Annotated in this window: 13 protein-coding genes; 4 read left to right on the plus strand and 9 right to left on the minus strand. The window is 57.1% G+C overall.

The features are described from left to right. Nucleotides 1–100: 100 nt before the first annotated feature. From rbfA to uraH, 7 genes are all read right to left on the minus strand, one after another. The gene (rbfA, locus tag CAter10_RS16210) at nt 101–490 is read right to left on the minus strand and encodes a 30S ribosome-binding factor RbfA (protein WP_061534221.1); all 390 of its coding nucleotides are present in this window, start codon (nt 488–490) and stop codon (nt 101–103) included. A 309-nt stretch (nt 491–799) separates the two neighbouring features. After that, on the minus strand, nt 800–3646 hold the full coding sequence (gene infB / locus CAter10_RS16215; RefSeq protein WP_061534222.1) for a translation initiation factor IF-2: 2847 nt from the start codon (nt 3644–3646) through the stop codon (nt 800–802). A 58-nt stretch (nt 3647–3704) separates the two neighbouring features. Then, nucleotides 3705–5264 carry a transcription termination factor NusA gene (gene nusA / locus CAter10_RS16220; protein ID WP_061534223.1) on the minus strand — a complete coding sequence of 520 codons (1560 nt, stop codon included), beginning with the start codon at nt 5262–5264 and terminating at the stop codon, nt 3705–3707. After that, complete coding sequence (gene rimP / locus CAter10_RS16225; RefSeq protein WP_061534224.1) at nt 5261–5746, minus strand: ribosome maturation factor RimP; 486 nt, start codon at nt 5744–5746, stop codon at nt 5261–5263. Before rimP ends, nusA begins: the two co-directional genes overlap by 4 nt. Nucleotides 5747–6170: 424 nt before the next feature. Beyond that, on the minus strand, nt 6171–8114 hold the full coding sequence (rluB, locus tag CAter10_RS16230; protein WP_061534225.1) for a 23S rRNA pseudouridine(2605) synthase RluB: 1944 nt from the start codon (nt 8112–8114) through the stop codon (nt 6171–6173). Further along, on the minus strand, nt 8101–9084 hold the full coding sequence (gene scpB, locus CAter10_RS16235; RefSeq protein ID WP_061534226.1) for an SMC-Scp complex subunit ScpB: 984 nt from the start codon (nt 9082–9084) through the stop codon (nt 8101–8103). The genes rluB and scpB overlap by 14 nt, the downstream gene beginning before the upstream one ends. A gap of 417 nt (nt 9085–9501) precedes the next feature. Beyond that, nucleotides 9502–9867 (minus strand): hydroxyisourate hydrolase, encoded by a 366-nt coding sequence (uraH, locus tag CAter10_RS16240; protein WP_061534227.1) that lies wholly within the window; start codon nt 9865–9867, stop codon nt 9502–9504. A gap of 215 nt (nt 9868–10082) precedes the next feature. Between uraH and puuE the strand changes: the two genes are divergently transcribed. The 4 genes from puuE (at nt 10083) to CAter10_RS16260 (ending at nt 13398) form a co-directional block, all read left to right on the plus strand. Next, nucleotides 10083–11042, plus strand: coding sequence for an allantoinase PuuE (gene puuE, locus CAter10_RS16245; protein WP_061534228.1), 960 nt, complete (start codon nt 10083–10085; stop codon nt 11040–11042). A 127-nt stretch (nt 11043–11169) separates the two neighbouring features. Further along, nucleotides 11170–12270, plus strand: a complete 1101-nt coding sequence (locus CAter10_RS16250; RefSeq protein ID WP_061534229.1) for a porin — start codon at nt 11170–11172, stop codon at nt 12268–12270. A gap of 171 nt (nt 12271–12441) precedes the next feature. After that, nucleotides 12442–13191: a class II aldolase/adducin family protein gene (locus CAter10_RS16255; RefSeq protein ID WP_061534230.1), complete on the plus strand. Its 750-nt coding sequence runs from the start codon at nt 12442–12444 to the stop codon at nt 13189–13191. Between the two features lie 24 nt (nt 13192–13215). Beyond that, nucleotides 13216–13398, plus strand: a complete 183-nt coding sequence (locus CAter10_RS16260; protein WP_061534231.1) for a 4-oxalocrotonate tautomerase — start codon at nt 13216–13218, stop codon at nt 13396–13398. 98 nt (nt 13399–13496) lie between these two features. Here the strand turns inward: CAter10_RS16260 and CAter10_RS16265 are convergent, their stop codons facing one another. Both CAter10_RS16265 and CAter10_RS16270 read right to left on the minus strand, forming a co-directional pair. Further along, complete coding sequence (locus CAter10_RS16265; protein ID WP_061534232.1) at nt 13497–15134, minus strand: HAL/PAL/TAL family ammonia-lyase; 1638 nt, start codon at nt 15132–15134, stop codon at nt 13497–13499. A gap of 98 nt (nt 15135–15232) precedes the next feature. Further along, nucleotides 15233–16504, minus strand: coding sequence for a urate hydroxylase PuuD (locus CAter10_RS16270; protein WP_061534233.1), 1272 nt, complete (start codon nt 16502–16504; stop codon nt 15233–15235). Nucleotides 16505–16517: the final 13 nt, after the last annotated feature.

Raw genomic sequence — 16517 nt, forward strand, 5'->3', positions numbered from 1 at the left:
GGAAAAAACTCAGAGAAGACAAAACAGATGATAAGAAGGGGAAACGGCCTGCCGTTGCCAGCAAGCCGCATCAATCATGTACAGCAAGCTAGCAGCCAGTTTATTCCTGGCCGTCATCCTTGGAGCGCGTCGCATTGGCGATATCGATCAGACGCGACATTTCAACGCCGCGAGCAGTCGAATTATCGTGAATGAAATGCAAGGCCGGCAAAGTGTGGATGGTCAGACGGCGGCCCAGCTGGTTACGCAGGAAACCGGCGGCCTGGGTCAGGCCCTTGACGGTATTCGTGATCGCTTCAGGGTCGTCGTTCAGCATCGTGAAGAACACCTTGGCATGGGCGTAGTCCGGCGTCACCTGTACCTCAGTAATCGTGATCATACCGACCCGCGGGTCTTTCAGCCCGAAAACGATGATTTCGGACAGGTCCTTCTGGATCTGGTCTGCAACGCGCAGGCCACGGCCAGGGATCGATTTACTATGTTTAGCCATACTATTATTCGGCGCTGTTAGGCGCTATATCTTTCACAAATGAACTACCAACAACTTATCACACTAAAACTACGAAATTAAAGTGAATCGCCAGACCTATCGGCTCTAGAAACCCTAGCCTCAGCTACGCTGACCTGGCCCAATGTCTGGTTAAGAAGCGCAGCTGCACAGACGTACAGCGAGCATCGCAAACCGGACAATGGGTTGCGCAGTAAGTTTATAGAGTTGCCTATTACAAAATGAAAATCGGGCTTTTAGGCCCGATTTTCCTGCCTTGCGCACCTGAACTGCATGCGTGTGCTTTGACTATTACAGGGTACGTGCGACTTCTTCAACTTCAAAGATTTCGAGGTGATCGCCTTCTTTGATATCGTTGAAGTTCTTCAGCGTCAGACCGCATTCAAAGCCGGCGCGTACTTCCTTGACGTCGTCCTTGAAGCGTTTCAGCGAATCCAGCTCGCCAGTCCACAGGACCACGTTGTCGCGCAGCAGACGGACCGAAGCGCCGCGCTTGACCAAGCCTTCGAGCACATAGCAACCGGCAATCGCGCCGACCTTGCTGACCAGCAGAACCTGACGAATCTCGACCAGACCCAGGGCCTGTTCGCGCTTCTCAGGCGACAACATGCCAGACATCGCAGCCTTGACCTCGTCAACCGCATCATAAATGATGTTGTAGTAACGAATGTCGACGCCGTTGGCTTCCGCCAGCTTGCGTGCCGATGCATCGGCTCGGGTGTTGAAGCCGATAATCACGGCCTTCGAGGCAACCGCCAGATTGACGTCGTTCTCGCTGATGCCGCCGACACCGGCGTGCACCACTTGTACCCGGACTTCGCTGGTCGACAGTTTTTGCAGCGACTGCGTCAGCGCTTCTTGCGAACCCTGAACGTCGGTCTTGATGATCATTGGCAGATTCTTGACTTCGCCTTCGGCCATCTGGTCGAACATGTTTTCCAGCTTCGCGGCTTGCTGTTTGGCCAGCTTGACGTCACGGTACTTGCCTTGACGGAACTGACCGATTTCGCGCGCCTTGCGCTCGTCTGCCATGACCATGACTTCTTCGCCGGCAACCGGCACTTCCGTCAGGCCCTGGATTTCGACTGGAATCGATGGACCGGCTTCGGTAATTGCCTTGCCGTTTTCGTCAAGCATCGCACGAACACGGCCATAGGCGGAACCAGCCAGCACGACGTCGCCACGCTTCAAGGTACCCGATTGCACCAGGATCGTTGCAACTGGACCACGGCCCTTGTCCAACTTGGCTTCCACCACCAGGCCACGGGCTGGCGCTGCGACGGCAGCTTTCAATTCCAGCACTTCAGCCTGCAGCAGGACTTGCTCCAGCAGATTGTCAATGCCTTCACCAGTCTTGGCCGAAACAGGCACGAACGGCGATTCGCCGCCGTACTCTTCCGGCACGACCTGCTCGGCAATCAATTCCTGCTTGACGCGATCCAGGTTACTGCCCGGTTTGTCGATCTTGTTGATTGCCACCACCAGCGGTACACCGGCTGCTTTCGCGTGGGCAATCGCTTCCTTGGTTTGCGGCATCACGCCGTCATCGGCTGCCACCACCAGAATCACGATATCTGTCGCCTTGGCGCCACGGGCACGCATCGCGGTAAACGCTTCATGGCCCGGGGTGTCAAGGAAGGTGATCATGCCGCGTGGCGTTTCCACGTGATATGCACCGATGTGCTGGGTAATGCCGCCAGCTTCGCCGGACGCCACTTTGGCACGGCGGATGTAATCCAGCAGCGAGGTCTTGCCGTGGTCAACGTGACCCATGACGGTAACCACCGGTGCACGCGGCAGCAATTCTGCGTCGGCATGTTCTTCGCCGTCGATCAGCAGTGCTTCCGGATCATCCAGTTTCGCAGCGTGTGCGGTATGGCCCATTTCTTCGACCAGGATCATCGATGTTTCCTGATCCAGAACCTGGTTAATGGTGACCATCTGGCCCAGTTTCATCAAATGCTTGATGACCTCGGAAGCCTTGACCGACATCTTGTGCGCCAGTTCGGCGACAGTAATGGTTTCAGGAACATAGATGTCCTTGACCACTGCCTCGGTCGGCACCTGGAAATTGCTTTCGTGATCGTCGCCATGCGAGTTGCGGCGGCCCTTCGGACCACCACGCCAGCCATCGCGCCCGCCACCGGTATTGCCGCGGGTCTTGATACCGAGGCCGCGCTTCTTGGCGGCGTCATCCTGCCAGGTCGAAGAGACGTTAGCGGACTTGATCGATTTCTTGTCGACCACGACCTTCTTGTCGTCTTTCTTCTCGCCTGGCTTCTTGTCGGCTGGCTTGTGCAACGTGCCTTCGGCGGTCTTGGCCGGGGCAGCGGCTGGCGCTACCGGCTCAGGCGCCTTGATCACGCGGCGCGGTGCATTCATCATGGCCTTGATCTGCGCCACTTCGTCCTGCACGGCCTTGCGAGCGCGCTCCGTCGCAGCCGACTTCTCGGCAGCTTCCTTAGCGGCTTGCGCAATCTTTTGCTTGGCTTCTTCGTTGGCCAGGCGTTTCTTTTCTTCTGCAGCCGGATCTTCCTGCTTGGCAGGCGCATCAGCACTGGCAGCTACTGGGGCCGGTGCTTGCGCAGCGGCTTTCTTGGCTTCCAGTTCAGCTTTCTTAGCCTCGTTTTCCGCTTTTTGCGCAGCCTTGGCTTGCGCTTCCTTCTCGGCTTCCAACTTGGCCAGGCGTTCTTGTTTCTCGATCAATTCTGCTTCCTGGCGAGCGATCAATTCTGCTTGACGACGAGCTTCTTCCGCCCGGCGTGCCTGTTCCGCTTCGTCGACGACGGGCGCTGCAGGCGCAGCCGGAGCTGCCGCTACTTCGGCAACCGGCTCATCACGCTTGACGAAAGTACGCTTCTTGCGCACTTCAACCTGGATCGTGCGCGACTTGCCGGTGGCGTCAGCCTGCTTGATCTCGGTGGTTTCCTTACGGGTCAGCGTGATCTTTTTCTTTTCGCTATCGGCAACCGCACCGTGCGAACGACGCAGATGTTCCAGCAGGCGATCCTTGTCTTCTTTCGACAAGGCGTCGTCAGTCGAATTTTTCTGGACGCCAGCCGATTGAAGTTGTGTCAGCAGTAAATCTGCTGGCATTTTCAGCTCGGTGGCAAATTGGGCTACATTGTTACTCGCCATTCAGTCCTCTTTTTCTATGTGGCGCGGCAGACGATACGGAACCTCTCGGATCACTCGATCACTTGGCTTCCGCTGTATTCCATGCCTTGGCTTGCAGAGCCTTGGCATGATCATCGTACTTGGCATCGATGAGTTTCATCTCATCGTCGGTCACATCTTTAAACTCTTCTTCAATCAAATGACGTGCACGGTCAGCCGGCAAAGCCAGGATCGCGCCGAATTCGTCATAAGCCAACCCCGCAAACGCCGCCAGTGTCTTGACTCCTGCCAAGCCCAGCTTGCCGGCTGTCGTGCGGTCCATGCCCTCGAAATTGACCAGCGCATCTTCCATGCCTTCCAGTCCTTCTTCCGAAGCAATCGCTTCCGTCACCAAGGCGTCGCGCGCCCGGTTACGCAGTTCGTTGACGGTGTCTTCGTCGAACGAATCGATTTCCAGCATTTCGGTAATCGGCACGTAGGCGATTTCTTCCAGGCTGGCAAAACCTTCTTCCACCAGAATGTCAGCAACTTCCTGGTCGACATCCAGTTTTTCCATGAACATGGCGCGGGTCGCCGCGGTTTCCACAGCCGATTTGTCGGCCGACTCTTCCGCAGTCATGATGTTGATCTGCCAACCGGTCAGTTCTGCCGCCAGACGAACGTTCTGACCACCACGACCAATCGCGATCGCCAGATTTTCTTCGTCGACCACAACGTCCATCGCATGCTTTTCTTCGTCAACCATGATCGACGACACGTTGGCCGGAGCCAATGCACCAATCACGAATTGCGCAGGATCTTCCGACCACAACACGATATCGACGCGCTCACCGCCCAGTTCACCAGTGACGGCCTGGACGCGCGAACCGCGCATGCCGACACAGGTGCCGATCGGATCAATACGCTTGTCTGCGGTATACACGGCGATCTTGGCGCGCACGCCAGGGTCACGGGCCGCCGACTTGATTTCCAGCGAGCCTTGTTCGATTTCCGGCACTTCCAGCTCAAACAGCTTCATGATGAATTCCGGCGCAGTACGCGACAGAATCACTTGTGGGCCGCGGGCATTGCGGTCGATACGCAGAATGAAAGCGCGGACGCGGTCGCCGATCCGCAGGTTTTCCTTTGGAATCGTCTGGTCGCGCGGCAAACGTGCTTCGATCTTGCCCGATTCGACGATGGCATCGCCGCGCTCCATGCGCTTGATGGTGCCGGTTACCAGCGAATCGCCGCGTTCCAAGAAGTCTGCCAGGATCTGTTCGCGTTCAGCGTCACGGATGCGTTGCAGCACAACCTGTTTGGTGTCTTGCGCGAAGCGACGGCCGAATTCAACCGATTCGATCGGCTCTTCGATGTGGTCATCGACTTCAACGTCGTCGATCTGCTCTTTTGCTTCGAACAGCAGGATTTCCTGGTCCGGCAATTGCAGACCAGCTTCATCCGGCACTACGTGCCAGCGACGGAAGGATTCGAACTCACCGGTTTCACGATCGATCGTGACACGGATGTCGACATCGCCTTCATAGCGTTTCTTGGTTGCCTGTGCAAGCGCGTGTTCGAGCGCACCGAACACCACATCTCGATCGACGTTTTTTTCATGCGCGAGCGCATCGACCAACAATAAAATTTCGCGACTCATGCTTTGCGACTCCTAAAATCCACTTGCGGCACCAAGTGTGCCTTGTCTACATCGGCGAGCGTAAAATCCAACATCGCCAACCCATCGTTTGTTTCAAATTCGATTTTCAACTTCTCGCCGTCCGGTTCGCCCAGCACGCCCTGAAATGTCTTGCGATGTGCAGGACCCGGCATCGGAACGCGCAATTTGACGACTGCTTCCTTGCCGGCAAAACGCACATAATCAGCCAGTTTCTTCAGCGGCCGATCAAGGCCCGGCGACGATACTTCCAAACGCTCGTACACGACATTTTCTACCGTCAGCACGTGCAGCAGTTGATGCGTCACTTTTTCGCAATCTTCTACCGTGATCTGACCTTGCTCGGCATTTTCAGGCGTGAAATCGATGTATACGCGCAGCAAGCCACGCGCGGCCTTTTCGAATTCGACCAGCTCGTAGCCCATGCCAACCACGGTTGTTTCAATTAGCTCCAGCAACTGCAAGGCAACTCCCTAATAAAGATCTGCACGTCCTGCCTGAGTCAGGCCCCGCGCAATGCAAAAACCTGCTGAAAACGAAAAGCAAAAAAAAAATGGGCATCTGCCCATCTTCTTATCGTTTGTCATTTAAGCAGTTTCCACGAGATCGGCTGCGAATCAAATCCTGAATTCCGAAGTTTAACCCTGAATCCTGAAGTTTAATTCCATTAATGACTTCTGTTAACTTGTAAATTATAAACGATTGGGCTATGTATCGCAATGCAGGAAATTTGCATTTATTGACAATCCCCGCTTCCCAAGCAATGAATTGATCATTAAAGCAACACTATTTTCCTGCAATGCCACTACTTTTACTCACATCATTACCGACAGGAAAGCAGCGATCCGGGTCAATCAATCAAACCGGATGGCCGACTATCCAATCGACTTAACCGCGTGGGCGACGACGCGGCATTCCTTGCCCGCCATGCTGCCCGCCTTGACCACCATACTGGCCACCGGCTGCCTTGTTTGGCCGTGCCGGGCGGGCAAAGCCATTGCCGCCGCCATTACGCCGCGGCTGTCCAGCATCAGGGAAACCCAACGCAGTCTGCAAAGGATCTGGCTGACGGCTGCGCGCCGGCGCGTTGCCGCCTTGCGGACGCCCTTGGCCGCCACGTCCCTGGTTGCCACGCGACTGACCGAAACCCTGATCGCGGTAACCGCCTGGCCCCTGCGGTGCGCTATTGGCACGATTGCCGTTTGGCTGACGATCCTTGTTGAATTCGGGACGGCCTTTGCCGCCGCCGGCAGCCTGGCCGGCAGGCTTGTCCAGGCCATGCGCTGCCATCATGTCGCGCACTGCATTTTCATCCAACTCTTCCCAACGGCCGCGCTTCAAGCCGCGCGGCAAAGTCATCGCACCGTAACGAGTACGGATCAGACGCGATACCGTCAGGCCGATTGCCTCAAACATGCGGCGCACTTCGCGGTTACGGCCTTCGCCGATAATGACGCGATACCATTTATTGATGCCTTCACCACCACCATCGGCAATTTTCGTGAATTGCGCAACACCGTCTTCCAGTTCGACGCCAGCCAGCAATTTCTGGCGCATGCCCTGCTCCAGCTCGCCCAAGGTACGCACCGCGTATTCGCGGTCGATGCCGTAGCGCGGATGCATCAGGCGGTTCGCCAGATCGCCGGAAGTTGTAAACAACAGCAAGCCTTCGGTATTGAAATCGAGACGACCGACGGCCAGCCATTTGGCAGCCTTCATGTTCGGCAAACGATCGAATACCGATGGACGACCATCCGGGTCGTTATGGCTGACGATTTCGCCTGCCGGCTTGTGATAGACCAGCACGCGTGGCGGCTTCTTGCTCACTTTGCGCTGCAACAGCTTGCCATTGATGCGGATTTGATCGGTTGGCAAGATGCGCTGACCAATATGTGCCGGTTCGCTGTTGACCGAAACCCGGCCAGCGATGATCAGCTCTTCCATATCGCGGCGCGAACCCAGGCCGACGTCAGCCAACACCTTGTGCAATTTCGGTGCATCATCTTCTGCAGTCAGATCACGCCGCACGCTCTTTTGTGCCTGGCGGCCAGCGGCGTCTTCCGTCGTAGCCAGCGTATCGAACGACTCGGAGGTCACGAAAGAGAATACGTCATCTGCATCACCGCCACGCGAACCTGGCTTGCCGCCACGTTGCGCCGGCTTGCCAGCCTGTGGCTTCTTACCCTTTTGCTGGCGATCGCGGGAATTGCGCTCGCCGTTGCGACTGTTGCCATTGTTATTACGATCAGCGCGCGGCTGGCGCGCCTCACCTGCCACGAAAGCAGGAGCATCGCCGCCTTGCGGCGCCGATTCCCGACCTTCTGCGATGGCGACATTGCCGGCTTCGGCAGTGACGTTCACCGACGACTCCTGCGCACGCTGCGCGGCACGGTTGCTGCGCAATGCGCGCGGACCGCGCACGCCGCGCTTGGCTGGCCGCTCACGCGGCGTAGTTTCCGTGTTCAAGAATGGCGCATCGGCAACCGGCGCCGGATCAACCACGAATTCGACAACAGGCGCCGACTCAACTGCAACCTGAACCTTCTTGCGCGGTGCTGCCTTCGGCTTGGCCGGGGCCACTACCTCCGGCGCAACGTTGACGACTTCCGCCGCACCTGCCGACTCATCGGCCGCTGCGACTACTTTCTTGCGCGGTGCACGACGGGCAGGCTTGGCCGGCTCTGACACTTCGGCTGCAGGTGCATCTGGCGCGGCTACCGCATCGGCGGCAACCGTCGCAACCTTGCGCGCTCTTGGCTTCTTGGCTGGCTTCGGTTCGGTGGCGGCGGTCTGGTCGACGACCGGTGCATCATTGGAACTAGGTGGGTTCATTATTCAGGTGTTGGTTATGCCGACCTGGCGTGGCTTCATCATCCGATTCGGACGCACGGTCGTGAGTGTGGGTTTCATTCGATGCAACTGGTGCTTCCTGCGGCGGAACAACTTCATCCTGATCCGCCTCCGTCGCATTTTCCGTCATGACTTCCGATGCGTTGACGCCTGCATCTTCTACTGGTGTAACTGGTTCTGCAACCTGCCCGGCCTCCGCAACTGCGTCGTCCGAAGTATGGCTTGGTGCATCCTGAGCGGCCGCATCGACCGTTTCGGCGATATCGACTTCTTGCTCAGCAGGTGCTTCAACTTCATTTGCTTCCATCGCTGCAGCGGCATCCAGCACCGCCTTGGCTTCAATACTTGCTTCCAGATCGGCTTCCAATGCCTGCAGTTCCAGCAAATTGCCTTCCTGCATCTCATTCCTCGCTACTTGCTGCAGCGGCGGCAATTGATCCAGCGAGGTCAAGCCGAGATCGTCCAGGAACTGCTTGGTGGTGGCGAACAATGCCGGGCGTCCCGGCACATCGCGATGCCCGATGGCTTCGATCCAGCCGCGCTCTTCGAGCATTTTTACCGTCTGCGAATTGACCGTGACGCCACGGATTTCCTCGATGTCGCCCCGGGTTACCGGTTGACGGTAGGCAATGATCGCCAGGGTTTCAAGGGTTGCCCGCGAATATTTCGGCGGCTTTTCGGGATTCAGGCGCTCCAGGTAGATTTTCATCTCCGGGCGGCTCTGAAAACGCCAGCCGGTCGACAAGGCGACTACTTCGATGCCTTTGTCGGACCAATCCTCGCGTAGCTCCTCCAGCATTGACCTGATCGTATCTGCATTGATTTCGCCGTCATCCTCACCGCTATCTTCGCCATTTCGCGCATACAGCTTTTTCAAGTCGTTAAGCGACAGCGGCTCGTGAGCACAGAGCAAAGCAGTTTCGAGGACTTTCTTGGCCTCAATAGTATTCATGTACGACGTATGTTATTTAAATTTTATCAAAAAATTCGCAGAGGTCATGTTCAACGAGCGGCATCGGCAATATGCACCTGATGCCAGGTCAAAAGAAACCTGTTGATACTGCTGTCCAGCGCCCGTTAGAGGAGGATTAATATGAGGGCGGGGACAATAAGACTTGAATAAGAAGGCTAACACTTCTGGTGCGCCACTCGTTCCTTACATTTCGATCCTGCAATCGGTTACAGGAACCGACCTGCCATTTATCGAAAAATGTTGAGGCACAGTTTAGCACAAAGCTTACCGGGAGAGCTATTTGATGTCGCAGATGTGGTTATTTGACGAAAGACGGGCAGTCGGAATTTGCGGATTCCCCTTGCCGAGACCTGCGGGCCGGACATGCGATATACGGCCCGCAGTGGGATTTGCCTGTCAGCTGCCGCGATAGGTCGAATACGACCAAGGGGACACCACCAGCGGCACATGGTAGTTCTGGTCTGCGTGGGCAATGCCGAATGCCAGGGTAACCCGGTCGACAAAGCGCGGGCTTGGCAGCTGGATTCCCTGTGCGGCAAAATAGTCGCCGGCCGAAAAAACCAGTTCGTACTGGCCGGCCTGCATCTCCTCGCCTTGCAGCAGCGGCACATCAACCCGGCCGTCTTGGTTGGTCACTGCATTCTTCAGCAGGCTGCGTCCTGAAGCCGTCACTGCATAAAGTGCAATCTTGACGCCGACGCCCGGCTTGCCTTGGGTAATATCCAGAACATGCGTGCTTAATTTTCCAACGGCGTTTCCCATGACAATTCCCTATATCGATTAGTTGAAAATGAGTATCGAACAAATGATATACCGCAGGGTTCAGGTCAATATACTATCCGGCATATATTAATCATGGCGACAACGCACATAATCCAGAGCACGGCAATTGCAGGCACTGCGGCAGCGGATCCAACGCCAGCGCAGCCGATGATGCCAGCCCGACTGACTAGATAATAAAGACTCCAGGTTAAGCAATGACAACTCATAACGATCCAAACTATCCGCGCGACCTGACCGGCTACGGCCGCACTCCACCGCACCCGCAATGGCCGAACCGGGCTCGCATTGCACTGCAATTCGTCCTGAATTACGAAGAAGGTAGCGAGAACTGCATACTCGACGGCGATGCCGGTTCGGAAACCTTCCTCTCCGAAATCATCGGTGCACAGAGTTTCCCGGCCCGCCACATGAGCATGGAATCCATCTATGAGTACGGTTCGCGCGCCGGGGTCTGGCGTTTGCTGCGCATGTTTGAAGAGCGCCGCCTGCCGCTAACCGTGTTCGGTGTTGCGCGCGCGCTACAACGCAATCCGGAAGCAACCGCCGCTTTCCAGGAACTCGGCCATGAAATTGCCTGCCACGGTTTGCGCTGGATCAGCTACCAGAACATCGATGAAGCCACTGAGCGAGCGCACATCGCCGAAGCGGTCGGCATCATCAAGCAATTGACCGGCAACGCCCCGCTCGGCTGGTATACCGGCCGTGATTCGCCGAACACCCGCCGCCTGGTCATGGAACATGGCGGTTTCAGTTACGACGCCGACTATTACGGCGACGACCTGCCCTTCTGGGAACAGGTCAGCTTCAAGGATGGCAACGGCGTGGCGCAAACCAAGCCGCAATTGATCGTGCCTTACACGCTGGACACCAACGACATGCGCTTCGCCGCCATGCAAGGCTTCAATTCCGGCACCCAATTCTTCGATTATCTGAAGGATGCCTTCGACGTACTGTATCGCGAAGGCGATCCGCATGGTTTGAATCAGCCGAAGATGCTGTCAATCGGCCTGCATTGCCGCCTGGTTGGCCGTCCGGGACGGGCTGCGGCGCTGGCCCGTTTCCTTGATTACGTGCAGAGCCACGGCCAGGTGTGGATTACGCGTCGCATCGATATCGCCGACCACTGGCGCGCCACCCACCCGTTTGCCGCATAGATTTTGATGTTTTTTTTACCCGCCGTGGCGGTTCCACGGATTACCGTTCCAGCACAGATGCAATGAGTTCTACAACAAACCAAACCGGAATTTCACTTTTTCACTTATAAAAAATCAGGAGACAGGGATGTATCCAGCAAAAAACAAGCTTAAAAAGCTGCAACTCGCGGCAGCCCTCGGCGGTGCAATAGCATTGCCGGCCATGGCGCAGACGTCGGTACAAGTAACCGGTCTGGTCGACACTTATGTCGGCTCGCTGAAGTACAGCGGCGACTCGGGACGCACCAGCGTGGTCGACAGCGGCGGCATGACCACTTCTTGGATCGGCTTCAAAGGCACCGAAGATCTCGGCGGCGGACTCAAGGCGAAATTCAACCTGACTTCGTTCTTCCGTTCCAGCACTGGCGCCGCCGGCCGCTTCGACGGCAACGAAACACTGTTCTCGCGCGACGCCAATGTCGGCCTGATCGGCAATTTCGGTGCGATTTCTCTGGGCCGCGACCTGGCGCCAAACTTCCTGCCGTCGATCCTGTTCAATCCGTTCGGCGATTCGTTCAAGCTGTCGCCGCTGATCCTGCACATGGATGTGCCTTGGTTCAATGCTTCCGGCTGGACCAACTCAGTGGCAGGCGATACCGGCTGGAGCAACGAAATCATCTACACGACACCTGATTTCAACGGTTTGAAAGCCAATTTCCACTATCAGTTCGGAGAAGTGGCCGGTAACACCGGCAAAAACAACATCGGCGCCAACGTCTTGTATTTTCATGGCCCGCTGGCCCTGACCGCTTACTACCAGCGCGTCCAGGTCAACAACCCGTTGGAACAGTCGCCAAATAACGTTCAGCCGGCGACCAACATTCCACTGCCAACAGGCATGGTTGCGGCACGCCAGTCGAACTGGTTCCTTGGCGCCACATACGATTTTACCGTCGCCAAGCTGTTCGCCACCTACGACCAGACTTCGCATGATATCGACCTGAAAGACAAGACCTTCCAGCTCGGCACCAGCATTCCTCTCGGCAATGGCGCAATCCTGGCATCGTGGGCAGACACCAAGCGCAACGGCAACGCAATCGGCGAAGCACTCAAGCGCGATACAGCGTCGCTGGGTTACGACTACAACATGTCGAAACGCACCGACCTGTATGCGGTCTACATGTACGACAAGATCACGGATCAAAGTACCGGCAGCAGCGTTGCCTTGGGCATTCGTCATCGTTTCTGATAGTCAGTCAAGGCAAATAAGTACATGAAATAGCAGGGCGTCATCTCCGCGAACGCGGGGATCCATCTTAGGGTCAACATGGATTCCCGCGTTCGCGGGAATGACGCAATTTTATTTACTCATATATGTTGTCGCCCTCGGGCATTTGTTCGTTTTGACATCTGAAATTCAATGACCGCAAATCTCCCCACCATCAGCAGCGCCGAATGGCAGGTGCGCAAGGATTTAGCGGCCTGTTATCGCCTGTGCGCACTGAAGCAATGGGATGACCTGATCTACACCCACATCTCAGCCACCGTGCCCGGCGAGCCGGGACATTTCCTGCTCAATCCGTTCGGCTATCGCTTCGATGAAGTGTGCGCCTCCAACCTGGTCAAGATTGATGCCCAGGGACGCGTCGTCGGCAACTCCCCTTACCAGGTCAACGTCAGCGGTTTTGCCATCCACGGGGCGGTCCACGCGGCGCGACCGGACGCCATGTGCGTGATGCATCTGCACAATACACATGCCATAGCGATCGGCATCCAGGCCGGCGGCTTGCTACCGATTTCACAGCATGCGCTGCGTTTTTATGAACAGATTGCGTATCACGATTATGAAGGTCTGGCGCTGACGCCAACCGAGCAGGGTCGCATGATCGAACGACTCGGAAAATTACCGGCGATGCTGCTGCGTAACCACGGCAGCCTGGTATGCGGCCGCACCATTGCCGAAGCCTACGTGCTGATGGATACGCTCGACAAGGCGTGCGAAATACAGCTCATGGCCAACGTCGGCAACGGCCGCCTGACCTTGCCATCGCATGATGTCTGCCGCAAGACACGCGACCAACTGCTGGGTGATGGCACTCCTGAAGGCGTGCTGGAATGGCCGGCGTTGCTGCGCAAACTGGATGCCATCGATCCCAGCTACCAACACTGACAACTCACAAAAAGGATATTTCTCATGCCAACCTTTAACGTCCAACTCTTCGAAGGCCGCACTGCAGAGCAAAAGCGCGCCTTCGTCAAAGCCATCACCGAAGTCACCTGCAAGACGCTGGATTGTGGACCGGAATCGGTCGATATCATCATCCAGGAAATCAAGCGCGAAAACTGGGCGACTGCCGGCAAGCTGTGGTCAGATTAAACCAACGCTAAATGCCACCATAAAAAATAGCCGCGAAATTCGCGGCTATTTTTTCCCGGGTAATCATCGAATACTTTGCTGATCATCCATTGAAAGCATTACTTGGCGCCGGCAAACTCACCAATCTGCTTGACCACCGCATTGCGTACCGAACCACTGACCACGAACGATTGCGCCACCGCGATATCGTTGTGGAACCAGCGATCGCCTTCCAGGCAAGCTGGGATCTGACGGCGGATTTCCTGATACGCAGCTTGCGTGCCTTTACCCAGCACGAAGCCCGGCAACAAGTCTTCCGTCATGGTCAAGGCCTGCGCCGCCAGCAGCATTTCAACGCCGATGATGTACTGCGTGTTGGCCACCACGGTGGCCGCCTTGCGCGCACACCAGGTCGAGTTCGACACGTGGTCTTCGCTGTTGCCCTTGGCAGGGATGCTGTCGACACTGCCCGGCATGCACAGCGTGCGGTTTTCCATCACCAATGAACTCAACGAGCATTGCACTACCGGATAGCCGGTGTTGACGCCACGCACGCCGCTCATCAGGTTGCGCGGCAAGCCCCACGACAAGGTCGGATCGATCAGGCGTGCGACGCGGCGTTCGCAGATGCTGCCCAGATCGGTGATCGCCATCGCCAGCAAATCCATCGCCTGCGCCAGGTATTGGCCGTGGAAATTGCCGCCGGAGATGATCTCGAAACCGCCGCCTTCCTTGTCAAAGATCAGCGGATTGTCGGTGGCCGAATTGATTTCCTTGTCGACAATATTGTCGATGTAATCGAGCGCATCGAATACCGGGCCGTAGACTTGCGGCGAGCAGCGCAGCGAGTACACATCCTGGATGCGGGCGGTATAAGGGATGTCGGTGCGGCGGCTTTCTTCCGGAAACTGCACCGCGCGCGCTTCGTGCGTGGTGCGGGTGGAACCGGCCAGCAGCTTGCGGATGATGGCGGCGGTCTTGATCTGGCCGGCATGTGGACGGGCTTGCTGGATGCGATGATCGAATGCGGCCATCTCGGCGCGCATCGCTTCCAGCGTCAATCCCAGCGACAGGCAGGCATCGCTCAGCAGATTGCGCGCATCGTGCGCCACCAGTACCGCTACAGCCAGCGAAGCGGTACAACCGTTGATCAGGGCAGACGCATCTTTGGCCTTGAGGTCAAACTTGACCGGACCGACGCCGGACTTGGTGATGGCTTCAGGCGCGCTCATGCGCTGGCCCTGATACATCACTTCGGCTTCGTCAAAACCGGCGATTGCTGCCGCCAGGTAGGACAACGGCGCGAGGTCGCCGGAGGCGCCAACAGAGCCCTTTTGCGGCATGATCGGATGGATGCCGGCATTCAGGAAAGCCAGCAAGCGATCGACCACTTCCACCCGTGGCGCCGAATAATTGCTGGCGAAGGCATTGGCGCGCAACAGCATGGTGGCGCGGCTGACTTCTTCCGAGAACGGTTCGCCGATGCCGGCGCAGTGCGCCTTGATCAATTGGGTCTGGAACAACTCGATGTGCTCGACCTTGATGCGGGTGTCTTTCAGCAGGCCGACGCCGGTGTTGAAGCTGTACATCATCGGCGCTTCATCGTGCATCCAGGTCGATTCAATGTAGTCGCGGCTTTCCTTGAGCGCGGCGCGTGAAGAGTCGGCCAGCGTTACCGGCAGGTGTGGGGCGCGGGCGACGTCGACCACTTGCTGTGCAGTCAGGTTGAAGCCGTCGATGGTGATGGATTGGGACATGCGTACTCCAAAGATTTCTTGATGGGTGGCGGGCGCAGAAAACCGTTGAGCGTTACAGAAACGCTCAACCGGCTTCCGGTTTTGGGAATGACGTGAACTTACTTGGCGCCAGCGGCGTACCAGGCGCCGATCAGGGCGCGTTCTTCGTCAGTGATGTGAGTCATGTTCGCCAGCGGCATGGCCTTCAGTTGCACAGCCTGCTGATAGATCTTGTCGGCGTGTTGACGGATCAGGTCAGGCGTCTGCAGCATGACGCCGGCTGGCGCGGTGGCAAACCCAGGCTGGGTCGGCTGCGCCGAGTGACATGTTGCGCAACGCTGGCCGATGATTTCCTGGATATGCGCCATGTCGGCGACTGGTGCAGCTGAAGTCGCAGCAACGGTAGCGCCCACGGTCGCCGGTGCGCCGGCAGCAGCAACCGGTGCGAGAGGGGCAACCGGCTGGATCGGCTTCGGTGCAATCGCAATCGCTACAATCAACAACAGGGCGACGCCGGCAATCGGATAACCGAGCGAAACGCGGCCGGCATGACGCAGGTTGAAGAAGTGGCGGATCAACGCGCCGGCAGCGATAATTGCGGCCAGGATCAGCCAGTTGTACGGGTGGCTGTAAGTCATACCGTAGTGATTGCTGATCATGATGAACAACACCGGCAGCGTGAAGTAGTTGTTGTGCACGCTGCGTTGCTTGGCTTTCTTGCCGTAGATCGGATCAGGTGATTTGCCGACGCGCATCGCCTCGACCAGCTTGCGTTGGCCTGGAATGATCACCATCAGCACGTTACCCACCATCATGGTGCCGATCATGGCGCCAACGTGGATGTAGGCGGCGCGGCCGCTCAGCAGATGCGTCAGTACATAAGCGGCGGCAACGATGAACAGGTACATGACGATGCCGAGCAAGCCTTCGCGCTTGCCCAGCGGCGAACGGCACAGCAGGTCATACACGGTCCAGCCGATCACCAGCGTACCGAGGCCGACGCCGATGGCTTGCCAGGTGTTCAGATCGGCGACATCCTTGTTGATCATCATTGCCGAAGCATTGAAGTAGTAGACGATGAACAGCATCGCGAAACCCGACAGCCAGGTGGCGTAGGCTTCCCATTTGAACCAGTGCAGATCGGCCGGCAACTCGGCCGGCGCTACCAGATATTTTTGCGGATTGTAGAAACCGCCGCCGTGCACCGCCCACAACTCGCCGGAGACGCCCTTGTTAGCCAGGTCGGAGCCAGGCTTCGGCGGCCGGATCGAATTGTCCAGCCAGACGAAGTAGAAGGATGCACCGATCCAGGCGATCCCCGTGATCAAATGCAGCCAGCGCACCAGCAAATTGAGCCATTCGACTCCGTACGAAACTAATAATGCATCCATGTCTTCCCCAACG

The organism is Collimonas arenae (assembly GCF_001584165.1).
Classification (GTDB): domain Bacteria; phylum Pseudomonadota; class Gammaproteobacteria; order Burkholderiales; family Burkholderiaceae_D; genus Collimonas; species Collimonas arenae.